The sequence below is a fragment of the Mycobacterium sp. genome, assembly GCF_032161845.1.
Lineage (GTDB): Bacteria > Actinomycetota > Actinomycetes > Mycobacteriales > Mycobacteriaceae > Mycobacterium.
The window spans coordinates 1-25674 of record NZ_JAVRQA010000085.1; the positions used below are offsets into that span (position 1 = coordinate 1).

Annotated in this window: 25 protein-coding genes and 1 pseudogene; 14 read left to right on the forward strand and 12 right to left on the reverse strand. The window is 67.1% G+C overall.

Annotation, left to right across the window (positions count from 1 at the left end; genetic code table 11):
* Positions 1-362 (forward strand): cutinase family protein (locus QOD90_RS05055; RefSeq protein WP_526347295.1); only part of this gene is annotated, 362 nt, incomplete at its 5' end.
* Positions 363-396: 34 nt separating this feature from the next.
* Here QOD90_RS05055 and QOD90_RS05060 read toward each other — a convergent pair.
* Together QOD90_RS05060 and QOD90_RS05065 are read right to left on the reverse strand one after the other, a co-directional pair.
* A complete protein-coding gene (locus QOD90_RS05060; RefSeq protein ID WP_526347297.1) occupies positions 397-2886 on the reverse strand; it encodes a glycogen/starch/alpha-glucan phosphorylase in 2490 nt (829 codons plus the stop codon).
* Positions 2887-2965: 79 nt separating this feature from the next.
* Entirely contained in the window at positions 2966-3706 is a 741-nt protein-coding gene (locus QOD90_RS05065) for an SDR family NAD(P)-dependent oxidoreductase (protein ID WP_526347299.1), read from the reverse strand.
* A 90-nt stretch (positions 3707-3796) separates the two neighbouring features.
* Here QOD90_RS05065 and QOD90_RS05070 point away from each other — a divergent pair, with 90 nt between their 5' ends.
* From QOD90_RS05070 to QOD90_RS05085, 4 genes are read left to right on the forward strand one after another with little or no spacing between them, the layout of a single operon-like run.
* Entirely contained in the window at positions 3797-4324 is a 528-nt protein-coding gene (locus QOD90_RS05070; RefSeq protein WP_526347301.1) for a hypothetical protein, read from the forward strand.
* Positions 4325-4367: 43 nt separating this feature from the next.
* Entirely contained in the window at positions 4368-5441 is a 1074-nt protein-coding gene (locus QOD90_RS05075) for an NAD(P)H-dependent amine dehydrogenase family protein (protein ID WP_526347303.1), read from the forward strand.
* A 1-nt stretch (position 5442) separates the two neighbouring features.
* Positions 5443-7149, forward strand: coding sequence for an Hsp70 family protein (locus tag QOD90_RS05080; RefSeq protein ID WP_526347305.1), 1707 nt, complete (start codon positions 5443-5445; stop codon positions 7147-7149).
* A gap of 10 nt (positions 7150-7159) precedes the next feature.
* Positions 7160-8944, forward strand: coding sequence for an acyl-CoA dehydrogenase family protein (locus QOD90_RS05085; protein ID WP_526347307.1), 1785 nt, complete (start codon positions 7160-7162; stop codon positions 8942-8944).
* Here QOD90_RS05085 and QOD90_RS05090 read toward each other — a convergent pair.
* The 3 genes from QOD90_RS05090 to QOD90_RS05100 form a co-directional block, all read right to left on the reverse strand.
* Positions 8926-9237, reverse strand: coding sequence for a hypothetical protein (locus QOD90_RS05090; protein WP_526347335.1), 312 nt, complete (start codon positions 9235-9237; stop codon positions 8926-8928). The two genes, QOD90_RS05085 and QOD90_RS05090, sit on opposite strands and share 19 nt — an antisense overlap.
* The gene (locus QOD90_RS05095; RefSeq protein WP_526347309.1) at positions 9230-9892 is read right to left on the reverse strand and encodes a DJ-1/PfpI family protein; all 663 of its coding nucleotides are present in this window, start codon (positions 9890-9892) and stop codon (positions 9230-9232) included. Before QOD90_RS05095 ends, QOD90_RS05090 begins: the two co-directional genes overlap by 8 nt.
* Positions 9893-9998: 106 nt before the next feature.
* Complete coding sequence (locus tag QOD90_RS05100) at positions 9999-11078, reverse strand: class I SAM-dependent methyltransferase (protein ID WP_526347311.1); 1080 nt, start codon at positions 11076-11078, stop codon at positions 9999-10001.
* Between the two features lie 49 nt (positions 11079-11127).
* Between QOD90_RS05100 and QOD90_RS05105 the strand changes: the two genes are divergently transcribed.
* Positions 11128-11871, forward strand: coding sequence for an SHOCT domain-containing protein (locus QOD90_RS05105; RefSeq protein ID WP_526347313.1), 744 nt, complete (start codon positions 11128-11130; stop codon positions 11869-11871).
* On the opposite strand, the gene QOD90_RS05110 is transcribed toward QOD90_RS05105, so the two are convergent.
* Both QOD90_RS05110 and QOD90_RS05115 read right to left on the reverse strand, forming a co-directional pair.
* The gene (locus QOD90_RS05110; protein ID WP_526347315.1) at positions 11868-12503 is read right to left on the reverse strand and encodes an MBL fold metallo-hydrolase; all 636 of its coding nucleotides are present in this window, start codon (positions 12501-12503) and stop codon (positions 11868-11870) included. The two genes, QOD90_RS05105 and QOD90_RS05110, sit on opposite strands and share 4 nt — an antisense overlap.
* Entirely contained in the window at positions 12503-13588 is a 1086-nt protein-coding gene (locus QOD90_RS05115) for an S-(hydroxymethyl)mycothiol dehydrogenase (RefSeq protein ID WP_526347317.1), read from the reverse strand. Before QOD90_RS05115 ends, QOD90_RS05110 begins: the two co-directional genes overlap by 1 nt.
* A gap of 41 nt (positions 13589-13629) precedes the next feature.
* Here QOD90_RS05115 and QOD90_RS05120 point away from each other — a divergent pair, with 41 nt between their 5' ends.
* From QOD90_RS05120 to QOD90_RS05135, 4 genes are all read left to right on the forward strand, one after another.
* On the forward strand, positions 13630-14397 hold the full coding sequence (locus QOD90_RS05120; protein WP_526347337.1) for a dioxygenase family protein: 768 nt from the start codon (positions 13630-13632) through the stop codon (positions 14395-14397).
* Between the two features lie 115 nt (positions 14398-14512).
* A complete protein-coding gene (locus QOD90_RS05125; protein WP_526347319.1) occupies positions 14513-14902 on the forward strand; it encodes a cupin domain-containing protein in 390 nt (129 codons plus the stop codon).
* Positions 14903-14930: 28 nt separating this feature from the next.
* Complete coding sequence (locus QOD90_RS05130) at positions 14931-15755, forward strand: serine hydrolase domain-containing protein (RefSeq protein ID WP_526347321.1); 825 nt, start codon at positions 14931-14933, stop codon at positions 15753-15755.
* Positions 15756-15866: 111 nt separating this feature from the next.
* Positions 15867-16379: a DUF3145 family protein gene (locus QOD90_RS05135; RefSeq protein WP_526347339.1), complete on the forward strand. Its 513-nt coding sequence runs from the start codon at positions 15867-15869 to the stop codon at positions 16377-16379.
* Positions 16380-16483: 104 nt separating this feature from the next.
* On the opposite strand, the gene QOD90_RS05140 is transcribed toward QOD90_RS05135, so the two are convergent.
* Together QOD90_RS05140 and QOD90_RS05145 are read right to left on the reverse strand one after the other, a co-directional pair.
* Positions 16484-17380: a diacylglycerol kinase gene (locus QOD90_RS05140; RefSeq protein ID WP_526347323.1), complete on the reverse strand. Its 897-nt coding sequence runs from the start codon at positions 17378-17380 to the stop codon at positions 16484-16486.
* Positions 17377-18957 carry an FAD-binding oxidoreductase gene (locus QOD90_RS05145; RefSeq protein ID WP_526347341.1) on the reverse strand — a complete coding sequence of 527 codons (1581 nt, stop codon included), beginning with the start codon at positions 18955-18957 and terminating at the stop codon, positions 17377-17379. The genes QOD90_RS05140 and QOD90_RS05145 overlap by 4 nt, the downstream gene beginning before the upstream one ends.
* A 50-nt stretch (positions 18958-19007) precedes the next feature.
* Here QOD90_RS05145 and QOD90_RS05150 point away from each other — a divergent pair, with 50 nt between their 5' ends.
* Genes QOD90_RS05150 through QOD90_RS05165 form a run of 4 tightly spaced genes read left to right on the forward strand, consistent with a single transcriptional unit; the run spans position 19008 to position 22600 of the window.
* Positions 19008-19592, forward strand: coding sequence for a TetR/AcrR family transcriptional regulator (locus QOD90_RS05150; RefSeq protein WP_526347343.1), 585 nt, complete (start codon positions 19008-19010; stop codon positions 19590-19592).
* On the forward strand, positions 19589-21136 hold the full coding sequence (locus tag QOD90_RS05155) for a glycerol-3-phosphate dehydrogenase/oxidase (RefSeq protein WP_526347325.1): 1548 nt from the start codon (positions 19589-19591) through the stop codon (positions 21134-21136). Before QOD90_RS05150 ends, QOD90_RS05155 begins: the two co-directional genes overlap by 4 nt.
* A 22-nt stretch (positions 21137-21158) precedes the next feature.
* Positions 21159-21947, forward strand: coding sequence for a DUF3298 domain-containing protein (locus QOD90_RS05160; protein ID WP_526347327.1), 789 nt, complete (start codon positions 21159-21161; stop codon positions 21945-21947).
* A gap of 38 nt (positions 21948-21985) precedes the next feature.
* On the forward strand, positions 21986-22600 hold the full coding sequence (locus QOD90_RS05165; RefSeq protein ID WP_526347329.1) for a dihydrofolate reductase family protein: 615 nt from the start codon (positions 21986-21988) through the stop codon (positions 22598-22600).
* Position 22601: 1 nt separating this feature from the next.
* Here QOD90_RS05165 and QOD90_RS05170 read toward each other — a convergent pair whose 3' ends face one another.
* The 3 genes and pseudogenes from QOD90_RS05170 to QOD90_RS05180 all read right to left on the reverse strand — a co-directional run.
* Positions 22602-24023, reverse strand: coding sequence for an acyl-CoA carboxylase subunit beta (locus QOD90_RS05170; RefSeq protein WP_526347331.1), 1422 nt, complete (start codon positions 24021-24023; stop codon positions 22602-22604).
* Between the two features lie 16 nt (positions 24024-24039).
* On the reverse strand, positions 24040-25293 hold the full coding sequence (gene kasB / locus QOD90_RS05175) for a 3-oxoacyl-ACP synthase KasB (protein WP_526347333.1): 1254 nt from the start codon (positions 25291-25293) through the stop codon (positions 24040-24042).
* 31 nt (positions 25294-25324) lie between these two features.
* Positions 25325-25674, reverse strand: a pseudogene (locus QOD90_RS05180) (beta-ketoacyl-ACP synthase); the annotation flags it as partial.

Below are 25674 nucleotides of genomic sequence, written 5' to 3' on the forward strand. Positions count from 1 at the left end.
GTGCCGTGCCCGCAGGATTCGCGCTGCCTGCCAGCATCTCCGGACCGATGCCCGCTTCGGTCGCCTCCCACGTCGCAGCCGTCGCGTTGTTCGGCACGCCGGACGACTGGTTCCTGGGGCTGGTCGATCGCGGTGCCCCGACGATCACCATCGGCGACCAGTACGCGGCGAAGACCATTCAGATGTGCGCCACCGGTGATCCGGTGTGCTTCCCCGGTGGCCTGGATCGCTCCGCCCACAGCTCGTACAAGTCCAACGGAATGGCCGATCAGGCAGCTGATTTCGTAGCAGGCCGGCTAGGCGTGGCAGGTCCCGCGGCCACCTTGGTTCAGGCGGCGGCCGACGCTACGCCAGGCAACTGATCCACTACCCCAGGCGACGCCTGCCCCGTGACGGTCAGACCTCGACGGTCACCGGCCCGACGTTCCAGATGTCGTCGCAGTACTGCCTGATGGCCCGATCGGACGAGAACTTTCCGCTGCGGGCGCTGTTGAGGATCGACATCCGCGACCAGGTATCCCTGTCCTGCCATGCCGCAGCCACCTTGTCCTGGCACTCCACGTACGCCGCGTAGTCCGCCAACACCAGGAACGGATCGTCGTTGGTCAGGTTGTCCACCAGCGGACGGAATACCTCGGTGTCGCCGTGGGAGAACTGCCCGGATGAGATCAGGCCAAGGACGGCCTTCAATTCGTCGTTGTCATCGACGTAGTCAGACGGGCGGTACCCGTCCCGCTTGACCTGTTCGACCTCGGACTCGGTCAGCCCGAAGAGGAAGAAGTTCTCCGGTCCCGCTTCCTCGCGGATCTCGACGTTGGCGCCGTCCAGCGTGCCGATGGTCAGGGCGCCGTTGAGCATGAACTTCATGTTCCCGGTGCCCGACGCCTCCTTGCCCGCGGTCGAGATCTGCTCCGACAGATTCGCCGCCGGGTAGATGAGATGCGCGTTCTGGACATTGAAGTTCGGAACGAACACGACCTTCATGAACTTGTTGACGTCGAGGTCGTGGTTGACCGTGTCGCCGACGGCGTTGATCAGCTTGATGATGCGCTTGGCCATGAAGTAGCCGGGTGCGGCCTTGCCGCCGAAGACGTACGCGCGCGGCGCGATCTCCAGCGTGGGATCCATCTTCAGCCGGAAGTACTGCCTGATGATGTGCAGTACGGACAGGTGCTGGCGCTTGTACTCGTGGATGCGCTTGACCTGGATGTCGAACATCCAGGTGGGGTCCAACTCCACGCCCGTCGTGGTGTTGAGGAAGTCAGCCAGCCGAGACTTGTTGGCGCGCTTGACATCACGCCACTTCTGCCGGAATGCGGGGTCGTCGACGTAAGCCTCGAGTCCGCGCAGCCGGTCGAGGTCGGTCAACCAGCCGTCGCCGATCGTGCTGTCGAGGAGCCCGCGAAGGCCCGGGTTGGACAGGGCCAGGAAGCGCCGGGGCGTGACACCGTTGGTCTTGTTCGAGAAGCGCTCGGGCCACAGCTCGTAGAAGTCCTTGAGCACGCTGGCCTTGAGCAGGTCCGAATGCAGGGCGGCGACGCCGTTGATCGCGTGGCTGCCGACCGTGGCGAGGTAGGCCATCTTGACGGTCTGGCCGCCGTCCTCGCCGATCAGCGACATCCGCCGGACCCGCTCGACGTCGCCAGGGAACTTCGCCCGCACCTCGTCGAGGAAGCGACTGTTGATCTCGTAGATGATCTCCAGGTGCCGCGGCAAGGACTCGCCGAACAGGCCCAACGGCCACTTCTCCAGGGCCTCGGGCAGCAGGGTGTGGTTGGTGTAGCCGAAGGTGGCCACGGTGATCGCCCAGGCCTCGTCCCAGCCGAGCCGACGCTCGTCGACGAGGATCCGCATCAACTCGGCGACGCCGATGGACGGATGAGTGTCGTTGAGCTGCAACGCGAATCGCTGGGGGAGCTCGTGCAGTGACACGTCGGCCAGGTCGTCCATGATGTGCACGACGTGTTGCAGCGAGCACGACACGAAGAAGTACTGCTGCAGCAGGCGGAGTCGCTTGCCCGCCTCGGGCTCGTCGTTCGGGTACAGCACCTTGGTGACCGTCTCGGAGGTGACCTCGGATTCGACCGCCTTGTAGTAGTCGCCGGTGTTGAAGGCGTCCAGCGCAAAGGACTCGACGGCGCGGGCGCTCCACAGTGTGAGGGTGTTGCAGGTGTGCACGCCGTAGCCCTGGATCGGGGTGTCATAGGCGACGCCCTTGATTACCTGCTTGGGCACCCATCGGATGCGGTCCGCACCGGCGTCGTCGATGTAGTGCTCGGTGTGTCCGCCCCAGTTGACGAGGTAGTTCACGTCGGGTTTGGCGATCTCCCAAGGATTTCCATTCGCCAGCCAGTTGTCGGTCAGCTCGACCTGCCAACCGTCGGAGAACTCCTGCTTGAAGATGCCGAACTCGTAGCGGATGCCGTAGCCGATCGCCGGTCGCTCGAGTGTGGCCAGCGAATCGAGGTAACACGCGGCGAGCCTGCCAAGACCACCGTTGCCGAGGCCAGGCTCCGGCTCGCAGGCCAGCACCTCGTCGTAGTTCTGCCCGAGTGACTCCAGTGCCGTGCGCGCCGCGTCCTCGATCTGGAGGTTCAGGATGTTGTTGCCGAGCTGTGGCCCCATCAGGAATTCGGCCGACAGATAGCACGTGACCTTCGCGCCCTGGTCCAGAGATTGCTGCGTGGACGCCTCCCGGTTGTCCTGCATGCGGTCGCGCACCGCCAGCGCGAGCGCGCGGTAGTAGTGGTCCGGCCGCAGGGCCGCCGCCGGGCGGCCGATCGAGTACCGCAGGTGATCGGTGATCGCCTCCCGGAGATCGGCGGGGTCCAGTCCGGAGCGGAGGTGGGAGGCTTCTGCAGCAGCTGAATTCACGGCGTCGGTCACCGCGCGATTGTGGCAGCTAGGCGTGCCCGGCGCACTCGCTGCGCACATCGCCTCGGTGAACGCTCGGCGACGACGTTGGTCAGCCCGCGCCCTTGCCGTTGTCGACCCGGTACACCGCACCGTGGACCGCTGCGGCGTCGTCACTGGCCAGGAAGGCGATCACCTTGGCGACGTCGGCGGTCTCCATGAACCCGCGCGGCGAGGCGGTGCGCAGGATGAGATCCCAGTCGGCCCCCTCGGGCGCTTCGAACTCGGTGGCTTGCGCCGTCGGCATGCCGCCAGGGCACACCACGTTGACGCGCAGCTTCTCTTTGGTGAACTCGACGGCCAAGGCGCGGGTCAACCCCACCAGCCCATGTTTGGCCGCGCAGTAGCCGGCCGAGTAAGTCTCGCCCTCGACTCCAGCGACCGAGGCGACGTTGACGATGTTGCCGCCCGTTTCCAGCAGGTGGGGCAGCGCCGCACGGCACAGATAGAACGGCCCGTGCAGATTGACGGCGAGGTCGCGCTCCCAGTCCTCGTCGGATAGGTCCGCCGTATGGCGCATCTTGTGGAAGCCAGCGACGTTCACCATCACGTCGAGCCTGCCGAACGCGGCGACGCAATCGGCCACCGCCTGCTTGCACGCGGCAGGGGTGGTGATGTCCACCGACGCGTACTTACCGCCCGGCACGTCGGCGAAGACCTCGGCCATGCGGTCGGCGTCGCGGGCGATCCCGAAGACCGAGGCACCCCGCTCCCCGAACAGCCTTGCGGTGGCGGCGCCGAGACCCGCCGACGTTCCCGTGATCAACGCGACCTTGCCGTCCAGAGCAGTCATCAGGCGACCTTCTCACGGCACCCACCGTCCCGCGCCGCCGCGTCGGGCAAACCCGTGACTTCCAGCCGATGGCACTGCGATACTCGGGGCATGACGATCGCCCGGCTGCTCGCCGTCGCCGCAGTCCTGACGGGTTCAGCACTCGGATTCGCAGGTCCCGCGAACGCGGATCAGGTGATGGAGGGCACCTACACCTACACCCAGGGCGACGTCCACGCCGAGTGGACCATCTACCCGAGCTGCGTCCCGACCGTGGGGGACCTGCGGGACAACCTAGAGCTTCCGGTGGCGTGCCGCCTGCACGTCGCGCCGTCCTCGGCGGCGGTCAGAGGCGGTGACGCCCGCCTCACCGGCGGGCAGTGGATGTTCTCCACCAGCGTCAAGGACGGCATGACGTGCCCCAACGGCGACCCGGCGCCCATTCAGGAGACCTACGAGTTCGACGACGTCTCGATGACCGGAACGCGTTCGGTGAGCAACAACATCGTGTGCGACGGCCAAGTCGGCCCGAAGATCGTCGTCTCGTCGTTCGCGTTGGCGTTCGCGCGGCCGCTGCCCATTCCGGTCCAGCAGTACCCCCTCTACTGCGACCCCGGAGGCCTGAAGCGCTGCCGCTGAGCGCCCGCCAGAATCACGCGTTGATCGAGCTGAAGGGCGGTACATGAGCAAGCGAGTCGTGGTCTGGGGTACGGGTTTCGTCGGCAGGATGGTGATCGCCGAGATCGTCAAGCATCCGGCCTTCGACCTCGTCGGCGTCGGGGTGAGCAATCCCGAGAAAGTGGGCCGCGACGTCGGCGAGATTTGCGGGCTCGGTGCTCCGATCGGCGTGACTGCCACCGACGACGTCGACGCGCTCATCGCCCTGGCGCCCGACGCGGTGGTCCACTACGGGCCCACCGCCGCGCACGCCGACGACAACATCGCGCTTCTCACGCGGTTCTTGCGGGCGGGCATCGACGTGTGTTCGACGTCGATGACGCCGTGGGTGTGGCCCGCGATGCACCTCAACCCGCCGAACTGGATTCAGCCGATCACCGAGGCGTGCGAAGTCGGCCAGTCATCGTGCTTCACCACGGGCATCGACCCCGGCTTCGCCAACGACCTGTTCCCGATGACGCTGATGGGGCTGTGCTCGGAGATCCGCACGGTGCGGGCGTCCGAACTGCTCGACTACACCAACTACGAGGGTGACTACGAGTTCGAGATGGGCATCGGCAAACCGCCGGAGCACCGGCCCCTGCTTGAGACGCCGGACATCCTCATCTTCGCCTGGGGCGCAACGGTTCCGATGATCGCGCATGCCGCGGGCATCGAGCTCGACGAGATCACCACCACCTGGGACAAGTGGGTCACGCCCGACGAAAGAAAGACGGTCAAGGGCATCATCGCGCCCGGCAACGTCGCCGCCGTCCGATTCACCATCAACGGCGTCTACCGGGGCGAGACCCGCATTCAGCTCGAGCACGTCAACCGGATCGGGCTCGACGCCGCACCGGACTGGCCGGCGGGCACCGAGAACGACGTCTACCGAGTCGACATCGAAGGCACCCCGAGCATCTTCCAGGAGACCGCGTTCCGGTTCACCGATGGTTCGGGACGCGACGCCGCGGCGGCCGGCTGTCTGGCCACCGGACTGCGCGCGCTCAACGCCGTGCCCGCCGTCAACGACCTCCCGCCGGGCTGGGTGACCCCTCTGGATCTACCCCTGATAGCTGGGCAGGGCACAATTCGTTGATGTGGCAGACGGAATAGGACTCTCGGTCGGCGCTACCGCTTTGCGTGCGGTGGTCGTCGGCCGGTCCGCGGTGACCCGATCGCCGGTACTGACGCGCTACCCGCACCGGCCGTCGGAGGTCGGTGTACCCAGCGAAAACCCCAGGCTCGACGAACCAGGGTTGATCATCACCGACTTCGTGGACCGCGTCGGTGATCCGGTGCCCATCGTCGCCAGTGACGGCTCGTCGCATCGCGCCGAAACCTTGGTCGCCGAGGCGTTGCGGTCGCTGGTCAACGCGTTGACGGGCGATCGACCGCCCGACGGCCCGGTGGGGGTCACGCATCCGGCACACTGGAGTCCGTCGGCCGTCGAGGCGCTGCGCGGCGCGCTCGACGGGATGCTGCTGACCTCCGACGCCGCTGCGTCGCTCACCGCCCTGCAGGACGACCCTGGCGTGCCTGCGAAGGGCATCATCGCCCTCTGCGACGTGGGTGGGACCGGCGCCAGCATCACCTTGGCCGACGCCGCCAACGGGTTCCAGCCGATCGGCCCGACGATCCGGTACCCGGACTTCTCCGGCGACCTCGTCGATCAGGCCCTTCTGAGCCGGGTGGTCGGCGATCTGGCGACCTCGGGTTCGGTGGATTTGTCGTCGACGTCGGCGATCGGCTCCCTGAGCCGACTGCGGGGTCAGTGCCGGGCAGCCAAGGAACGCCTGTCCACATCGGCGGTGACATCGTTGGCCGTCGAGCTGCCTGGGAATCGCGCCGAGGTGAGGGTCACCCGCACCGAACTCGACGACGCGATCCGCGAGCCACTCGACGGATTCATCGGAGTACTTCAGGACACCCTGCAGCGCAGCGGAATTCGCCAGGGTGACCTCGTCGCCGTAGCGGCGGTCGGTGGCGGTGCACGTCTTCCGATCCTCGTCACGTCGCTCTCGGAACACCTACGGGTCCCCGTCATCACGTCGCCGCGGCCCGAGTTGGCCGCCGCGATCGGCGGCGGCCTGAAGGCGATTCGCGGTCTGGTACCCGACGGCGCCACTTCGATGGCGCCCGCCGCCGTCGCCCCCGTCGTCCCGCTGCCTCCGGTCGATCCGGGAGCACCGGCGTCGTCGACGTTCAGGGCGTTGGCATGGTCGGATGCCGAGGACCTTCCCGAGCCCGTCCCCGCAGAACCCGATCCCGGCTATGAGGCGTACGACCCCAGGCCGCAGATCGCGTTCGCCGACCACGAGCCCGACGCACTAGCGGACGAGGCCCCGGCGCCGTGGTACCGCGGGCCGGCCGGGATTCTCGTCGCCGTCGTGGTCGCGGTGCTGTTGGCCATCGGTGCAGTCGCCCTGTACCTGCTGCGCAATGACGAGTCGCCGGGACCCTCGTCGCCGGCACCGTCGTCGACGATCACGACCACGACGGAGCCGCCGACGTCGCAGGTTCTGCAGCCGTCATCGGAGGCACCGCCGGTCACGCAGGCACCGGACCGGACGATCTACGAGCAGGCACCGTCACCGCCGCCCGTGACGGTGACGGAGGAACCGCCGCCGCCGCCCTCGACCGAGGCCCCACCACCACCGCCGCCGACGACGGAACCCCCGCCCGTGACGGTGACGGAGCCACCCCCGTCCCCGACGACGCAGCCACCGCTCATCCCGACGCTGCCGTACCAGACCATCCCGGGTCTGCCGTTCGTTCCGGCACCGATCCAACCCCCGTCGCCCTAGGCTCGCGGTCATGACTGAGCCTTCTTCCCACGGTCGCTCCGCTCCAGCCCGCCGCACCACGGACGGTTTGCTCTTCGATCCCAATGGCTACGACCCGCAGGAATTCGACGTCGAGACCCGCAGACTTCTGCGCGCCACGATCGACTTCTTCGAAGGGCAAGGCAAGAAGCGCATCCTCGACGACGATCTGAAGGCGCAGTGGCCCGCCGAGTTCGTCGAGTTCGTCAAGCGCGAGAAGGTGTTCGCCACCTTCCTGACGCCGTCGGAGTTCGCCGACGGCAACCCGGACAAGCGGTGGGACGGGGCCCGCAACGCGGCGCTCGCCGAGATCCTCGGCTTCTACGGGCTGACCTACTGGTACACCGAACAGGTCACCATCCTCGGTCTCGGGCCGGTGTGGCAGAGCGAGAACAAGGACGCCAAGCTCAGGGCCGCCGACGATCTCGAAGCGGGCGAGGTGATGGCCTTCGGATTGTCCGAGCGCGAGCACGGCGCCGACGTCTACAGCACCGACATGGTCCTGACGCCGGCGAGCGAGGAGGACCGGGCCAACGGGATCCTCTATCGCGCATCGGGGGAGAAGTACTACATCGGCAACGGCAACGTGGCGAGCCTGGTGTCGGTGTTCGGCAGGCGCGACGACGTGGCGGGTCAGGACGGGTACGTCTTCTTCGCGGCCGACAGCAGCCACGAAAGCTACCACCTGATCGACAACGTCGTGCACATGCAGATCTACGTCAGCACGTTCCGCCTGGAGAACTACCCCGTGCGGGCCGAGGACATCTTGCACAGCGGCGTGGAAGCCTTTGCCGCGGCGCTGAATACGGTGAACGTCGGCAAGTTCAATCTGTGCTCCGCATCGATCGGGATGACCGAGCACGCCTTCTACGAGGCGATCACCCACGCCCAGAACCGCATTCTGTACGGCAACCCGGTGACGGACTTCGGTCACGTCAGGGCCAACTTCGTCGACGCCTACTCGCGGATGATCGCGATGAAGGCCTTCAGTCGACGCGCGATCGACTACTTCCGCAGCGCCAGCCTGGAGGATCGGCGCTACCTCCTGTTCAACCCGATGACCAAGGCCAAGGTCACGATGGAGGGCGAGACGGTCATGCGGTCATTGCACGACGTCGTCGCGGCCAAGGGCTACGAGAAGAACACCATGTTCCGCGAGGTGGCTCAGCTCATCGGCTGCCTGCCGCGGTTGGAGGGCACGGTGCACGTCAACGTCGGGCTGGTGCTGAAGTTCATGCCGAACTACATGCTCAATCCGAAGGAATACCCGCAGATTCCGACCCGGAACGACGCCGCCGACGACACCTTCTTCTGGAACCAGGGCCCCACCCGCGGTGCGGGTGCGATCCAGTTCGCCGACTGGACCCAGGTGTACGAGCGACACACGGCGATCCCCAACGTGGCCCGGTTCTACGAGCAGGCACAGGCGTTCAGGGAGCTGCTGGTGACGGCCGCTCCCGACGCCGGCCAGGCGAAGGATCTCGACTTCCTGCTCAACGTCGGGCATCTGTTCTCGTTGATCGTCTACGGCCAGCTGATCCTCGAGCAGGCGGCTCTGACCGGGCTCGACGACGACATCGTCGATCAGATCTTCGCATTCCAGATCAACGACTTCAATACCTATGCCGTTGCGCTGCAAGGCAAACCGACGTCGACGGCGGCGCAGCAGGACTGGGCGCTCGGAGCGATCCGCAAGCCGGTGCCGGACGCCGAACGCTTCGACCGGGTGTGGGAACGCGTAAGGGCCTACGACGGTGCCTACGAGATGGCGCCCTGACGACGACGCATCCCCGTCACCGCCGACCGGGGTAGTCGCCCGGCGCGGGAATGGCCCGACATCGCATCGCCGTCGATGACGACGTCGAAGTCGAGGTTGAGTCGCATCGGCTTGGTGACCGCCTGCTTCCACACCGCGTGGCACCCGTCGACGGCCAGTTCGCGCAGCGGCACGGTGTCGCCACGTAGGGTGGCCGAACCGCTTGGTGCGCCATCGGATTCGGTGAACGTGTACGTCACCGCCAGGGATCCGATCGGTGTCTTGATGGTGACGTCCCAGGTGCCCTCAAGCATCTTCACGTCTCTTCGCGCGACCGCTCGTCGCAGTCCATACCGTGCCGCGGCGCTCGTAGGCGAACAGTGCCTCGACCGCGAGCGCGACCCGCGGTCCGTAGTCGCGGTATAAGAGGTGCAGTGCCAGGTCGAGTCCGGACGTGACTCCTCCCGCGGTGACCAGGTCGCCGTCGTCGACCACCCGGGCGGCGACGGCATTGACGCCGGTGGCGTCCAATACGTCCATGCCGAGGTGATGGGTGACGGCGTTGCGGCCCTCGATCAGGCCCGCCATCGCCAGCGCGAGCGAACCGCCGCAGACGGTGGCAACCGTGACGTCGGGGTTCGCAAATGCCTGGCGCATCAAACCGATGGCGGCAGTCTCGCCGAATCTGGCGAGCAGAACGGGGATCGTGTCCACCTCGTCGGGGTCGCCGTCGGTGGGGCCGGATGCCCCAGGCACGATGACGTAACCCGGCTTCGCCGGGTCCAGGGTTGCCGTCGCGTTCAGTATCAGACCGCGGGTGCCACTGACGACCGGCCGCGGTCCCTCGGCCGAGACCAACTCGACCTCGAGTTCGCCGCCGACCTCGTCGCTCCCTGCGGTGAGTACCTCGAACGGGGCGATCACGTCGAGGGGGTCGAACCCGTCGAACAACACCAATTGCGCATGCATACCGACCATCGTGACCGCGGACGCGACATCCAACCAGTGGCCAGACTGCCAGGCATCAACGGAATCTGGCCACAGACTGTCACGCTCCGCTCGCAAGAGCCCCCGGTCAGTGGTGAATGCGTTGCTTCTTCTCGATGACGACCAGCGCCAAGGGAATTCGCACCTCCGCCGGTGCGGCGGCCAACAGCCCGGCGATGCCGCTGCTGAGTCCGTCGAGGAAAGCGGCGCGGCGGTCGGCCGGCAGCGCGGCGGCCAGCGTCGGGAACGCCGAGGTGCGCAGGAACGCCGCCCATTTGGCGCCCAGTTCATCGGCCTTCCCGTCGATCAGGTACTGCGCCCAGAACCGGTCCTCGGCGTCGAAGACCTCGAGATGTTCCACGGTCAACTTCTCGAAGGTGCCCGATGGTGCAAAGGGCGACAGGAAGTCGCGGGCACGGCGCCCGACGATCGGAATCGTCATCCCCTGCAGTTCGTCTTCGGTCAGGACGTCCCGCGCCACCAGGTCGGTCAGTGTCTCCGAGATGGCGTCCAGCAGAGGCCGATAGCCGAAGTCACCGTCCTCGCCGACCGCCATCGTCATCACCACCAGACGTCCACCGGGGCTCAGTTCACGACCACGGAACGCGACGAACTCGTGCCAGTCGTACGCGGCCTGCCTGGCGTAGGCGGCGTGCACCTCCTCGTCACGACTGTGCGCCACCAGGACGTGATCGGGTACCGGCATCGGCGTGCGGGCCAGCCACTGGATCGACCACGCCGACCACGCCAGGTTCACGCTATTCGACGGCAGGATCTGGGAGTAGAACGACCGCCCGACTGCGGATGCGAAGGACTTGTGGTCCTTCTTCAGATACGTGTCGGGGTCGTCGCTCAGGGTGCGGAACAGTTCGGTGAAGTCGTTCTCCGGTACATCGGTGTGCGTCACCAGCACCGAGTGCTCGGGACGGGTCCGCTTGCGCAGCACGGCGATCGCCGCGCTGATGGGCAGCAGCGAGTTGTGTCCGCTGGCTGCTCCGTAGTCGGCGATCACCACGGGCCGCGGCGACCGGGGGAGCGGCACCACCTCGGCGGCCTTTTCGAAAAGCGTTATCGCCCGCCGCAATCCGGCCGCCTGCAGCCGCGAAGCCGCAGTATAGGAGCCGCTGTCCATCGGCTCCGGCCGCACCACGACACTCGATTCGGGCATACCGCAAACCGTAGCCCGTCTGAGGCGTCAACGTGAGAAACTGCGGTCCATGAAGAGCCGGACAGTTCCCCGGATCCTGACCATCGTCGCCGTCTTCACGATGGTCGCCGCAGCGATTGGGTTCGTGGTCACGTTGATCCTCAACGCCTTCGTGCTCGACGAGTACGCCGCGTACGGCGAGGTCTCCATCCCCGGAAATGCCAGCCTGGAGCTACCCGCTGGCGACGTGACCGTGACCTTTCACACGATCCTCGTCGGCGGCGGCGGTAGCGGGCTGCCCGTGCCGCCCCTGAAGTACCGCATCACGGGGCCGGGTGGCGTCGACGCACAGCTCACCGAGGACTACGGCAGCACGACGACGGTGAACAACGATGCGCGCGTCCGGATCGGCTACCTCCACGTTCCGACCGCGGGCAGCTACGAAATCGGTTTGGACGGCAATGTCAGCGCATACCTCAACCCGACGCTCGCGTTCGGGCACGGCAGCAGCTACGGAAATCTGCCATGGATCCTCGCCGCGATCTTCGGCTTCGCCGTCATCGACCTGATCGTCGTGCGGATCTGGGCGGCCAGGATCGGGCGACGCGACGTCGTGCCGTCGCCGATGCCCGCGCCGACCTGGACCCCCACCTCGGTGCCAACGCAGCTCACCCAACCAGCCGGCACCTTCACGCCGTCCGACGAGGGCATCCGCGTTCAGACACTCAACACGCTTGCCCGACTGCGTGATTCGGGCGCACTGACCGAAGACGAGTACGCGGCCGAGAAGAAGCGGGTGCTCGACGGGCTCTAGCTGCCGCGTTTGACCCAGTCGTCGTAGTTGACGATCTCGTCGCCAATCGTGGTGGTGTCGCCGTGGCCGGTGTAGACGACGGTGGGGCCGGGCAGGGTGCCAAGGCGTCCTGAGATGGATTCGAGGATGGTGGGGAAGTCGGAGTAGGACCGTCCCGTCGCGCCGGGTCCGCCGCTGAACAGCGTGTCGCCGCTGAAGACCGCGCCGAGGTCGGGGGCGTACCAGCAGACCGAGCCCGGCGAGTGCCCCGGGGTATGCAGGGCACGAAGTTCGAGGGCACCGGCGTGCAGCACTTGTCCGTCTTGCACGCCGTGGAAGTCGTCGTCGGGGTGGGTCATTCGCCACAGCACGTCGTCGGCGGGATGCAGCAGGACGGGGGCGTCGAGCGCCTTGCCGAGTTCGGGGGCGACGGTGACGTGGTCGTTGTGGCCGTGGGTGCAGACCACGGCGACGACGTTGCGGCCGGCGACGGCGTCGATGATGGGTTGCGCGGTGTGGGCGGCGTCGAAGACCACGACGTCTCCGTTCTTTGAGCCGTCTCCCACGATCCAGATGTTGTTGTCGACGTCCCAGCTGCCGCCGTCGAGTTCGAAGGTGCCGCTGGTGACGAGGCGCTCGACGTTGTTCGTCATTACAGGATCACGACCGAGCGAAGCACTTCACCGGTGTGCATCTTGTGGAAGGCCTCTTCGATGTCGTCGAGCCCGATGCGCTCGGAGACGAACTTCTCCAGTGGCAGGCGGCCTTGGCGGTAGAGGCTGATCAGGGTCGGGAAGTCGCGTTCGGGGAGGCAGTCGCCGTACCAGGAGGACTTCAGGGACCCGCCGCGGGAGAAGAAGTCGACCAGCGGCATCTCGAGTTTCATGTCCGGGGTCGGCACGCCGACCAGGACGACGGTGCCGGCCAGGTCGCGAGCGTAGAAGGCCTGCTTCCAGGTTTCGGGGCGCCCGACGGCGTCGATGACGACGTCGGCGCCGTTGCCGTCGGTGAGGTCCTGGATGGTTTGCACGACGTCGAACTCGCCGGCGTTGATGGTGTGGGTAGCGCCGAATTCGCGCGCCCAGTCCAGTTTTTGGTTGTCCATGTCCACGGCGATGATCTGCTTGGCCCCGACGAGCGCTGCGCCGGCGATGGCGGCGTCCCCGACGCCGCCGCAGCCGATGACCGCGACGGTGTCGTTGCGGCTGACGTTGCCGGTGTTGATCGCCGCGCCGATGCCGGCCATCACGCCACAGCCGAGCAGTCCGGCGACGGCGGGGTCGGCCTCGGGATCGACCTTCGTGCACTGACCTTGATGGACCAGGGTCTTGTCGGCGAAGGCACCCACGCCCAATGCCGGGGTGAGTTCGGTGCCATCGGTCAGCGTCATCTTCTGAGTGGCGTTGTGAGTGTCGAAGCAGTACTGCGGGCGGCCGCGTTTGCAGGCGCGACACTGCCCGCACACGGCGCGCCAGTTCAGAATGACGAAGTCGCCGACGGTGACGTTGGTGACGCCGTCGCCAATGGCTTCCACGGTGCCTGAGGCTTCGTGGCCGAGCAGGAACGGGTACTCGTCGTTGATGCCGCCCTCGCGGTAGGTCAGGTCGGTGTGGCACACCCCGCAGGCGATGATGTCGACCACCACCTCGCCGGGGCCGGGGTCGGGAATCACGATGTCGACCAACTCGACAGGCTGCTTCTTGCTCCGAGAAATCACACCGCGCACCGTCTGGCTCATGGAGTACAACTTAGCGGCCGGGGTGGGAAGCTTGATCGGTGATCCCCGCCCTGTTTCTGTCCCACGGCGCACCGCCGCTCGTCGACGACGAAACGTGGGTGGGTGAGTTGAAGGCGTGGTCGGCGGAGCTACCCCGCCCCGAGGCGATCCTGGTGGTGTCCGCGCATTGGGAGGCGGCCCCACTCACCATTGGCTCAACCACCACGGAAACCCCACTCACGTACGACTTCTGGGGATTCCCCCAGCGCTTCTACGACGTCACCTATGACGCCCCGGGAGCACCGGATCTGGCCAAGCGGGTGGAGGCGCTGATGCCCGACGGCGAGACCGTCGCACACGACCAGGACCGCAGGCTCGACCACGGCGCGTACGTGCCACTCACCGTGATGTATCCGGACGCGTCGATCCCGGTGCTACAGGTGTCGATGCCGACGCTCGACCCGCAGCGACTATTGGAACTCGGGGCGCGGCTACGGCCGTTGCGCGAGGAGGGCGTACTGATCATCGGTTCGGGATTCACCACGCACGGCCTGCCGTTCCTCACCGACCCAACCCCGGACGCCGACGCCCCGGGCTGGTCGCGGGAGTTCGACGCGTGGGCGGCAGAGCGTTTCGCCGCGGGCGACCTGGACTCGCTACTCGACTTCAGGGCCAAGGCGCCCGGGATGCCCTACGCCCATCCGACAATCGAGCACTTCGCGCCGTTGTTCGTGGCACTCGGCGCGTCCCAAGACGCCGAACAGGTGCCGAGGCAGGTGGTCGATGGCTTCTGGATGGGTTTGGCGAAGCGATCACTTCAGCTGGTGTGACGTCCATCGGCGACCGCGCCAAACATTTCGCGATTTTCTGACGCTCACCAGGCTCGCGAGCGCAGAGTGTGGACAACGGATTGCCCGTTGGCTGACTCGATGAGAGCAGAAGCCGATGCACATCGCCAAGAACGACATCCCGACGAAGATCGACCTACCCGGTGCGAGGGCCCGCCAAGCCATCGACTTCGGCGACGCCTCGGGCTACGGATCGCTTGGCGCGGAGTACTTCTCGTTGGCTGCGGGGACCGACATCGCGCCGTTGCTGAAGGGTCTGACCGACGATGCCTGTCATGCGCCGCACTGGGGTTACATGGTGTCCGGCGAGGTAGTGATCACCTACACCGACGGTGCCACGGAAACCTGTCAGGGCGACGATCTCTTCTATTGGCAGCCTGGCCACAGCGTCCGGGTGGCGCAGGACGCCGAAGTGATCCTGTTCAGTCCCCAGGTCGAACACAGCCAGGTCATGGATCACATGCTCGAGGTCGTCGCCAACTCATAGCGGCCGCGGTCACCGATATGGTGCGACGGTGTCCGCTCTCGAAGTCATCGCCGACTGGCCGGTCCCTTCCGCCGCAGCGGCGGTGATCGGACCGTCCGGAGTGCTCGCGGAATTCGGCGACACCCGGCGCAGGTTCGCGCTCGCGTCGGTGACGAAGCCGCTGGTTGCCCGGGCAGCCCAGGTGGCGGTGGAGGAGGGCGTCGTCGAACTCGACACTCCGGCCGGACCGCCCGGCTCGACCGTGCGCCACCTGCTCGCGCACGCCTCTGGGCTGTCGATGCGGTCGGCCGACGTGATGGCCGAACCGGGAAAGCGGCGCATCTACTCGAACGAGGGCTTCGGGGTGCTCGCCGGCGTACTCGAGGAGGCATCGGAGATCCCGTTCGACCGGTACCTGGCCGAAGCGGTGTTCGAACCCCTCGGCATGGGTGCGTCAGCGCTGGCGGGCGGTGCCGCTGCTGCCGGTTTCGGAGGTGAGTCGACGGTGGCTGACCTGGCGCTATTTGCCGCCGATCTGTTGCGGCCGGGGTTGGTGTCGCCGCAGATGCACGCCGACGCCATCTCGGTGCAGTTCCCCGGCCTCTCAGGCGTCTTGCCTGGTTACGGCTCCCAGCGGCCGAACGACTGGGGGTTGGGCTTCGAGATCCGCGACGGTAAGTCGCCGCACTGGACGGGCTCGCTGAACGGCGGTGACACGTTCGGCCACTTCGGTCAGTCAGGCACGTTCATCTGGGTGGATCCGGCCGCTGACCTGGCCTTGGTCGCGCTCACGGACCGAGATTTCGGCGACTGGGCCCACCCGGTGTGGCCAGCCCTGTCTGATGGAGTACTGAGAGAATTCGGGACACACTAGCGCAACGCCTGCCCCACAGGGCACAATAGACACGCACGAAACAACTGCATCTTTTTGGCTATCACCAGGTCGTCGGGGAAGACGTCCCTTTTGGAGCCGAAGGAGCAGATGATGCGTGTATCGAACCAGTTCGCCGATACGGCCACCGGTGTGGTGTACGTCCACGCCTCGCCCGCGGCGGTATGTCCACACGTGGAGTGGGCGCTTTCGTCGACCCTGTCGGCGAGGGCGAACCTCAAGTGGACGCCGCAACCGGCGATGCCTGGACAGCTTCGTGCTGTCACCAATTGGGTGGGTCCCGTCGGCACCGGTGCTGCCCTGGCGAACGCGCTGCGGTCGTGGTCGGTGCTTCGTTTCGAGGTCACCGAAGACCCGAGCGAGGGTGTCGACGGTCATCGTTGGTGCCACACCCCGCAGCTCGGCCTGTGGAGCGGTGTGATGAGCGCCAACGGCGACGTGATGGTCGGGGAGATGCGCCTACGCGGACTCATGGCCTCGGGCGCCGACGCCATGGCCGCCGAAATGGACACGGTGCTCGGCACCGCGTGGGATGACGCTCTCGAGGCGTACCGCGGTGGCGGCGACACGGGCGAAGTCACCTGGCTGAACCGCGGAGTCGGCTAGCCGACCTGCGAGGGGTGCAAGGTCGCGGGCCCAGTTCGCGAGGCATAAGTGGTCGCGGCGTTTTACGGCGTGTCGTCGCCACGGTTTATGTGTCGCGGGGTGAGTCACGCGGGCCGGAGAATTCGTAGCGCTCCAGGAACAGCCGACACCTCGACCGGCAGCGGGCAGACGAACTCCCCGTCGGCGTAGGCATTGATGCCGGGTGAGTCGACGGTGATGACCTTCGCCCTCGCCGTCCGCACCTGGTCGAGGTCGACGTGCGTGCCCTTGAAGACGGTGGGGAACAGGCGGATCAGCTTGGCTCGCGACGCGGACTGGACCATCGTCGCGTCGAGCATGCCGTCGGCATGGTCGGCGTCCGGGCAGATCAGCATGCCGCCGCCATAGCTGCGGGTGTTGCCGAACGCCGCCAACGTCAGGTCGGTGACCAGCTCCTGGCCGTCGAACGTCAACCGGAACGGCAGCAGCCTCAGCTTGGAAAGCTCGGCGACCATCGCGACGTTGTAGCGCATCCGACCGTGCGGCCACCGCATCCGGTTGGTTCGGTCGGTCACCAGCGAGTCGAAACCGGCCGCCATCACGGTGCCGAACCAGCGGTCGGTGCCGTCGGCGCCGCGGATGCGGCCGAGGTCGACCGTCTCGACATGGCCGTCGACGACGACGTCTGCCGCGGCCTCGGGATCCCTTGTGGGGATGCCGAATTCGCGGGCGTGGTCGTTGCCGGTACCCGCAGGGATGATGCCCAGCGGGATGTCGGTCTTGGCGAGCACCTGCAACGCGAGCGCGATGATCCCATCACCGCCGACGACGACCAGCGCATCCATCCCGCGTTCCAGGGCGCCCTCGACGAGCCGGCGCGCATGCTCGGCGTCGGTGCCCGCGATGGCCACGACGTCGATGCCACGTCGGTGGAACTGTGCGATCGCGCGCGCGGCGGTGGTTGTCGCGCCGCCGTGCCCCGACGCCGGATTCGTCAGGACCGTGATCCGGCCGACGGTCACGGGATCAGCTTGCCCGGGTTGAGGATTCCCGCGGGATCGAGCACCGCCTTCACGGCGCGGAGCACTTCGACGCCGAGATCGCCGATCTCGTCGCGCATCCACGGCCGGTGGTCGGCGCCCACGGCATGGTGATGGGTGATGGTGCCGCCGTTGCGGACCATCGCATCGGACGCGGCGGCCTTGGCCGTGCGCCACTGCTCGATCGGATTGCCCCGTTGGCCTGCCACGACGGTGAAGTACAACGAGGCGCCGGTCGGATACACATGGGAAATGTGACACAACACCAGTGCCGGAGTGCCGGTTTCACCCAACGCCGTCGTGAGAGCCTCGGTGACGGCGGCTTTCAGCACGGGCAAGTTGGACCAATTCGTCGCCGTCTCCAACGTCTCGCACAAGGCGCCTGCCGCCAACAGCGAATCGCGGAGATACGGCGCGTTGAACCGGCCGTGTTCCCAGGCCGTCGCAGGGCCGTCGCCAAGGGACGTTCCGCCGTGCGCCTCCAGCACCGCCCGTGTTTCGGCATGCCTGCTCTCGACGTGTGCGGCCGTGCCCTCGAACGCCGTGATGGCCAGGCATCCGCCGGTGACGCTCTGCTCACCGATGGTCTCGGTGGTCGCGAGGTTGACGCCCGTCTCCGCCTCGTCGGACAACCGGATCACGGTGGGGCCGGTTCCGTTCTGGACGACGGCCCGCAGCGCTGCTGCGCCGGTGGCGAAGTCGGGGAAGGACCACGCTTCGTAGCGCGTCGTCTCCGGAACGGGGTGCACCCGCACCCGCACCCGGGTGATCACGCCGAATACGCCTTCGGAGCCGACGATGAGCTGCCGGAGGTCCGGTCCCGCGGCGGAGGCGGGCGCACGCCCGAGGTCGAGGATGCCCGCCGGTGTGACGGCGCGCAGCCCGCGGACCATGTCGTCGAATCGGCCGTACCCCGCAGAGTCCTGGCCGGACGAGCGGGTCGCCGCGAAGCCGCCGATGGTGGCGAACTGAAAGCTCTGCGGGAAGTGACCGAGCGAGAAGCCATGCGCGGCAAGCAGTTTCTCGGCGTCTGGACCCGTGACTCCGGCACCGAGATCGGCTTCCCCGGAGACTTCGTCGATGCCGTGCAACTCGTCGAGGCGGCGCAGATCGAGCGACACCACGGCCGTGAAGTCGCCTCGGATCGGATCGAGACCGCCGACCACGCTGGTGCCCCCACCGAACGGGACCACCGCGATGCCGTGCTGCGCACAGTGCTTCAGTATCTTGGCGATCTCGTCCTCGTCGGCGGGCAGCAGTACCGCGTCGGGCGCATCCTGTTCACCGGAATCCTTGCGCTGCAGCAGGTCCAGAGTGGACTTGCCGCCGGCCCGCAGCAGCCTGCCGTAGTCGTCGGAGATGCAGTGAGCGTCGCCGACGATGGCCACCAATGCCTCGCGGTCCTCGGCTGACAATGCCGACGGGCGCAGGCGAACCTGATCGGCTTCGGGCTCGGACCCCGGGGTGGCCTCGACGCCGAGGGCTTGGACGAGAAGTGCCCGGATTCCTTCGGAGAGCGGTTTGGCCGCCGCTGGGTCGCCCCATGCGTTCCACTTCATGGGGGGCAATGACTGGTCGTCCGATCGGATCATGCGTTACAGTATTACAGATCATGTCAATCAGTAACGAAGAACGGCCGATCTCGGTGGAGGACCGCATCCTCGACGCGGCCGCCGACTGCGTGCTCGCCTTCGGCGTCGACCGGGTCACCCTCGCCGAGATCGCCCGCCGCGCTGCGATCAGCAGACCGACGGTGTACCGCCGTTTTCCCGACACCCGGTCGATCCTCGCCGCCCTGCTGACCAAGCGGATCACTCATGCCCTCGACGCGGTACCCAGCGCAGGCGTCGGGCGCGGACCGCTCGTCGACCGCATCGTCGGGGTCGCCCAATTGGTGCGCCGCGATGACGTCGTCATGTCCGTCCTGCATCAGGCCCCCGACCTGGCGATGTTCTACCTTTCAGAACGGCTCGGCACCAGCCAGCAGATCCTCCTCGACACCGTTGCCGGCGAGATCAAATCCGCGCAAGACGAAGGCAGCGTGCGCACCGGCGAAGCCAGACAACTCGCCGCGATGAGCCTGCTGATCACGCAATCGACGATCCTGTCCGCACAAATGGTCGATGCGATCCTGCCCGCCGAGGACCTGGTCACCGAGTTGGCCCTGGCACTGAACGGATACCTCAAGTCATGACCGCCGCAACCCCATCCACCGCCCTGAACGCCGCTCGTCGCACCGCCGACCTGACGGCACTGGGGGATGGCGAGCAAGTCGACGTCGTCGTCATCGGCGGGGGCATCACGGGCGCGGGCATCGCGCTCGACGCCGCGACTCGCGGGCTGTCGGTCGTGCTGGTGGAGAAGCACGACCTGGCCTTCGGGACCAGCCGCTGGAGTTCGAAGCTGGTCCACGGCGGCCTTCGGTACCTGGCCACCGGCAACGTGGGCATCGCTCGCCGCAGCGCCGTCGAACGCGGAATCCTGATGACGCGCAACGCCCCCCATCTCGTCAAGGCAATGCCTCAACTCGTCCCGCTGCTGCCCTCGATGAACGGCGCCTCGCGGGCGCTGGTTCGGTTCGGCTTCACCGCGGGCGACGGGCTGCGCAGGCTCGCGGGCACGCCCGCGTCGACGCTGCCGAGGTCGCGTCGCGTGGCCGCCGCCCGCGCCGTGGAGTTGGTACCGACGGTGCGCCGCGACGGGCTCGACGGCGCCCTCCTTGCCTACGACGGCCAGCTGATCGATGACGCGCGGCTGGTCGTGGCCGTCGCGCGCACCGCTGCCCAGCACGGCGCGCGAATCCTCACCCGCGTCGCCGCGTCGGAGGCCACCGGCACCTCGGTGCGGCTCACCGATCAGCTGACCGGTGAAGCCATCGACGTCTCCGCCCTGGCGGTGATCAATGCGACCGGCGTCTGGGCTGGTGACGTCGACCCGTCGATCAGGCTGCGCCCAAGCCGCGGCACCCACCTGGTCTTCGATGCCGCGTTGTTCGGCAATCCCGTTGCCGCACTGACGGTTCCGATCCCCGGTGAGACAAACCGCTTCGTGTTCGCCATGCCCGAACAGCTCGGGCGGGTCTACCTCGGCCTCACCGACGAAGACGCACCGGGGCCCATCCCCGACGTCCCAGAACCGACGCCGGGGGAGGTGGCGTTCCTGCTCGACACCGTGAACACCGCACTGGCCGTGGCGCTGGGACCCGACGACGTCATCGGCGCTTACGCCGGACTGCGGCCGTTGATCGACACCGGCGAAGGCAGGACCGCGGACGTCTCACGCGAACACGCCGTGGTGGAGTCGACGAACGGCGTCCTCAGCGTCATCGGCGGAAAACTCACGGAATACCGCTACATGGCGGAGGACGTGCTGGACCGGGCCGTGCCGCTGCGCGGCCTCTCCGCCACGGCGTGCCGGACCCGCAACCTCCCCTTGGTCGGGGCGCCCGCCAACCCGGTATCCGCAGTCCCGCCGCGCGTCGACCTCCCGTCGTCGCTCGTCGCGCGATATGGTGCCGAGGCGCCCAACGTCGTTGCGCGCTCGACCTGTGAACGTCCGAACGCCTTGGTGGCAGAAGGAATAGACGTCATCAGGGCGGAATTCGAGTACGCGACGACTCACGAGGGGGCGCTCTCCGTCGATGACATCCTCGACCGCCGCACGCGCATCGGTCTGGTCGCCGCGGACCGCGCCAAGGTCGCCGACGTCGCCGCGGAGTTCCTCGCCGCACGACACTGATCCACTGACTGGGAGGTTTGCGGTGATCGGCGGACTACGGGCGATCGGCATTCTCGTCGCCGTGCTCGGACTGGCGGCCTGCACCGAGACCCAGGATCCGGCTGAGAGATCGTCGTCGGCCGCGATGGCGATCTCGTCCGTAGCGGCGACGGCGGATCCGCCACCGTCCGAGGCCGGTACATCCAACCGCATGACCTACGGCGTCACGACGACGTCGATCGACGGCTTCTCACCCGACGGGCTCGGCACCTGGAAGGCCTCGAGAGTTCAACTGGTGGGCGGGAATGCAGCCGTCACCCGAGCCTTCAACGACGCCAGCCAGGCGGTGCTCCGAGGTCAGCTCGCCCGGGCGATAGCCGGCGCGAGGGCGGACTCGACGCCGTGGACGTTCGAGTCGAACGGACAGGTGACGTTCCGCCGAGTCGTCATCGCTCAAGTGATCACCAGCGCCTTCTACTTCGGGACGCATCCGTCGAGCGAGGCCGGGACCGTCGTCATCGACAGCCGAACCGCCCGGCCCGTCACGCTCGCTGATGTCTTCCGCGACGAACGAGCAGGGCTGAAGCGACTGTCTCAACAGACCAAGATGATCCTGCCGAAGGTCAACGGCTGGAACGGCGTGATGCCGGACGCACCAGGCAACGCACCCGCCCGCGAGAACTTCGCCAACTGGGCTCCCACCCCCGACGGCATGGAACTTCACTTCGCTCCCAACCAGTTTGGTCTCGGCATGGCGGAGACCATCGTCGTGCCCTGGTCTCAGCTGGCAGACCTGCTCGCACCGAACATGGCGGACATCGCCCGGACGTAGTCCGATGAGTTTCGCCGCCGCGACATGTCTGATCGAATATGAGAAGACTGATCGCGAACACGTTCCTGACCCTCGACGGCGTCATGCAGGCCCCCGGCGGACCCGACGAGGACACCGATGGTGGATTCACCCTCGGTGGCTGGTCGGTCAACTACTGGGACGATCACATGGGCGAGGTGATGGGCAGGACGATGGGCGTGCCCTTCGATCTGGTCCTTGGCCGCCGGACCTACGACATCTTCGCCGCCCATTGGCCGCACGCCGGTGCGGAGGACCCCGCCGCGAAGCCGCTGAACGACGCGACGAAGTACGTGGCCTCGCGCAGCCGTCCCCGCCTGGAATGGGCGAACTCGGTTCTCCTCGATGAAGAGGTGCCCGCGGCGATCGCCGCGCTCAAGGACACCGAAGGCCCCGAACTGCAGGTGCACGGCAGCGCCGATCTGATCCAGACGTTGATGCGCCACGACCTGATCGACGAATACCGAATCTGGGTATTCCCCGTGGTCGTCGGCCCTGGCAAGCGGCTGTTCGCCGACGGCGTCGTGCCGAAGGGCCTGACGCTGATCGACAGCACGGTGTCGACCACCGGCGTGGTGATCGGCACCTACCGCCCGGCCGGGGCCATCGACGTGGGATCCTTTGCGCTGGAGTGACTTACAGCGGGATGTTCTTGTGGCGGCCGCGGCGCGCAGGCGCCTCGGCCAGGGCCTGCGTCAGCACGCTGCGGGTGTGCGGGGGATCGATCTTCGCGTCCACCACGCCGATTTCGATGGCGCTGTCCACGCCGCCAGCGATCCGCTCGTGCTCGGCAGCCAACTGATCGTGCAGGGCCTCGCGGTCCTCTGGTGCAGCGGCGGCAAGGGTGCGCTTGTGCAGGATGCCGACCGCAGGCTTCGCGCCCATCACGGCCACTTCGGCGTTCGGCCAGGCGAACACCTTCGTCGCACCCAACGAGCGGGAGTTCATGGCGATGTACGCACCGCCGTAGATCTTCCGCGTCACCAGCGTGACGCGCGGGACGGTGGCCTCACCGAACGCGTGCAGCAACTTCGCGCCGCGGCGGACGACGCCACCCCATTCCTGGTCGACGCCTGGCAGGTAACCGGGCACGTCGACGATGACGACGATGGGAATGCCGAACGCATCGCACAGCCGAACGAAACGCGCGGCCTTCTCAGCACTTTCAGAGTTCAGGCAGCCGCCAAGGCGCAGCGGGTTGTTGGCGAGTACGCCGACGCTCCGCCCGGCCAACCGGCCGAGACCGACGACCATCGAGGGCGCCCACTTGGACTGGAACTCGTCGAACGGCGTCTCCTCGTCGAGCAGCGCCGAGATGAGCGGGTGGACGTCGTAGGCCCTACGGGACGAGTCCGGGAGCAGCGCGCGGAGGTCGGAATCGCCCGCCTCGGCCTTGGTGCGATCGAAATGTCCCTGCTGGGAGAACAATCCGACGAGTCGGCGGCCCCGCTCATAGGCGTCGGCCTCGTCGTCGGCGACGATGTGGCACACGCCGGACTTCTTGTGGTGGGTGTCCGGTCCACCGAGGGACGCCATGTCGACGTCCTCGCCGGTGACGCTGCGGACGATGTCGGGTCCGGTGACGAACACGCGGCCCTCGGGCGCCATGATGACGACGTCGGTGAGTGCGGGCCCGTAAGCGGCACCGCCAGCGGCGAATCCGACGACCACGGAGATCTGCGGGACGTAGCCCGACGCCCGGATCATGGCCTCGAAGACCAGGCCGACGGCGTGCAGGGCCTTCACTCCCTCAGCCAGCCGTGCACCACCGGAGTGCCAGATGCCGATGATCGGACTCTGCTCCTCGATGGCGAAGTCGTAGGCGTTGACGATGTGCCGGCAGCCGTCGACGCCCATCGCACCACCCATGACGGTGCCGTCGGTGCAGAACGCGACGGTGCGGACGCCGTTTACCGCGCCGGACGCCGCGAGCACGCCGGAGCGGTCGCGGTCGTGGAGCAGTTCAACGGTGTCGTCGTCGAAGAATGCGCGCAGGCGCAGCAGGGGATCGCGGGGGTCGGTTGATTCGTCTACGGTTTCGGTCGCCATCGTCGTCATGTATATCTCCTAGGTCTCAGTTCTTCCCGAAGGCGATCGCTACGTTGTGCCCGCCGAATCCGAACGAATTGTTGATTGCGTACTCGTATGTGCCGCGCCGTGCTTCGCCGGACACCACGTCCAGATCGATCTCGGGGTCGAGATTGCGCAGGTTGAGCGTGGGTGGGACGACTCCGTCCCGGAGCGTCAGCACGGTCAGAATGGCCTCTACCGCGCCGACCGCGCCGACGGAGTGGCCCAGCGCCGACTTCGGTGCGTACACCGCCGGCCGGTTGTTCCCGAGTGCGTTGTTGATGGCCTTGCCCTCGGCCACGTCACCGACTTGCGTTCCGGTCGCGTGCGCGTTTACGAAGTCGATGTCGCCTGGTTCGAGGCCGGCGAGCTGGACGGCTCGCGTGATCGCACGTCCCGCTTGGTCACCGGTCGGGTCGGGCGCCACGATGTGGTACCCGTCCGAGGTCACCGCGGCACCCATCAGCCGTGCCAGGATGTTGGCGCCGCGGGCCACGGCGTGCTCCTCGGTCTCGATGACCATGAGTCCGGCGCCTTCGCCGAACACGAAGCCGTTGCGGTCCTTGTCGAACGGCCGGCATGCACCTGCCGGGTCTTCGTTGGTGGTGGACAACACGATTCGCATCTGGGCGAAGCCTGCGATCGGCACCGCCTCGATCCTGGTCTCGACACCACCACAAATGGCGACGTCGGCCTCACCGAGGACGATGTTGCGCCACGCGTGGGCGATGGCTTCGCTGCCCGAGGCACACGCCGAGATCGGCGTGACGACGCCGGCCCCGGCCCGGCGTTCCAGCGCGACCACGGCGGCGGGTGAGTTCGGCATGTACGTCTGCACCGCGAGCGGTGAGACGGCCCCGACGCCCTTCTCGCGCATGTTGTCGTAGTTGTAGAGCAACTCCTCGGCACTGCCGATACCGGTGCCGATCGACACCATCAGACGCCGGGTGTCGACCTCGGGCGAGCCGGCGTTCTCCCAGGCCCGCCGTCCGACGACGGTTGCCATCTTCTGAAGGTAGGAAAGGCGACGCTGCTCGTCAGACGTCAGTTCGCTCTCGAAGTCCTCGAGGAGGTGACCACCGATGCGCACGGGCAGGTCGTACAGCTCGACGAAGTAGTCATCCAGCGTGCGGATGCCGCTCTCGCCGTCCAGCAGACGCTTCCAGGTGCCGTTGGCGTCGGTCGCCAACGCGGTCGTCATGGCATAACCAGTGACGACCACGTTGGGGAGACCGCTCCCCGTCGACGACCGGGTCACGCTGCGTTTCCTCTCAGTGCGGATCGGCTGCTCAGTAGCGCCCGAAGGCTAGGGCGACATTGTGTCCACCGAAACCGAACGAGTTGTTGATGGCGTACTGGTAGTCGCCGTATCGAGGCTCACCCGCTACGACATCGAGATCGATCTCGGGGTCGGGCGTCTCGTAGTTGAGCGTCGGCGGGATGACGCCGTCGCGCAGCGCCAGCACCGTGAGGATGGACTCCAGCGCGCCGACGGCACCGATGGAGTGTCCAAGTGCCGACTTCGGTGCGTACACCGCGGCGTGCTCCACACCGGCGGACCGGATGGCGTTCGCCTCGGCGACGTCGCCGATCGAGGTGGACGTGGCGTGCGCGTTGACGTGGTCGATGTCCTTGGGGG

What these genes read in the sequence shown, in the direction of transcription:
- QOD90_RS05065 (WP_526347299.1), bottom strand. Translation starts at nt 3,706, where the DNA reads ATGACTGCTCTGGACGGCAAGGTCGCGTTGATCACGGGAACGTCGGCG.
- QOD90_RS05070 (WP_526347301.1), top strand. Translation starts at nt 3,797, where the DNA reads ATGACGATCGCCCGGCTGCTCGCCGTCGCCGCAGTCCTGACGGGTTCA.
- QOD90_RS05075 (WP_526347303.1), top strand. Translation starts at nt 4,368, where the DNA reads ATGAGCAAGCGAGTCGTGGTCTGGGGTACGGGTTTCGTCGGCAGGATG.
- QOD90_RS05085 (WP_526347307.1), top strand. Translation starts at nt 7,160, where the DNA reads ATGACTGAGCCTTCTTCCCACGGTCGCTCCGCTCCAGCCCGCCGCACC.
- QOD90_RS05090 (WP_526347335.1), bottom strand. Translation starts at nt 9,237, where the DNA reads ATGCTTGAGGGCACCTGGGACGTCACCATCAAGACACCGATCGGATCC.
- QOD90_RS05095 (WP_526347309.1), bottom strand. Translation starts at nt 9,892, where the DNA reads ATGCATGCGCAATTGGTGTTGTTCGACGGGTTCGACCCCCTCGACGTG.
- QOD90_RS05100 (WP_526347311.1), bottom strand. Translation starts at nt 11,078, where the DNA reads ATGCCCGAATCGAGTGTCGTGGTGCGGCCGGAGCCGATGGACAGCGGC.
- QOD90_RS05105 (WP_526347313.1), top strand. Translation starts at nt 11,128, where the DNA reads ATGAAGAGCCGGACAGTTCCCCGGATCCTGACCATCGTCGCCGTCTTC.
- QOD90_RS05110 (WP_526347315.1), bottom strand. Translation starts at nt 12,503, where the DNA reads ATGACGAACAACGTCGAGCGCCTCGTCACCAGCGGCACCTTCGAACTC.
- QOD90_RS05115 (WP_526347317.1), bottom strand. Translation starts at nt 13,588, where the DNA reads ATGAGCCAGACGGTGCGCGGTGTGATTTCTCGGAGCAAGAAGCAGCCT.
- QOD90_RS05125 (WP_526347319.1), top strand. Translation starts at nt 14,513, where the DNA reads ATGCACATCGCCAAGAACGACATCCCGACGAAGATCGACCTACCCGGT.
- QOD90_RS05135 (WP_526347339.1), top strand. Translation starts at nt 15,867, where the DNA reads ATGCGTGTATCGAACCAGTTCGCCGATACGGCCACCGGTGTGGTGTAC.
- QOD90_RS05145 (WP_526347341.1), bottom strand. Translation starts at nt 18,957, where the DNA reads ATGAAGTGGAACGCATGGGGCGACCCAGCGGCGGCCAAACCGCTCTCC.
- QOD90_RS05155 (WP_526347325.1), top strand. Translation starts at nt 19,589, where the DNA reads ATGACCGCCGCAACCCCATCCACCGCCCTGAACGCCGCTCGTCGCACC.
- QOD90_RS05165 (WP_526347329.1), top strand. Translation starts at nt 21,986, where the DNA reads ATGAGAAGACTGATCGCGAACACGTTCCTGACCCTCGACGGCGTCATG.
- QOD90_RS05170 (WP_526347331.1), bottom strand. Translation starts at nt 24,023, where the DNA reads ATGACGACGATGGCGACCGAAACCGTAGACGAATCAACCGACCCCCGC.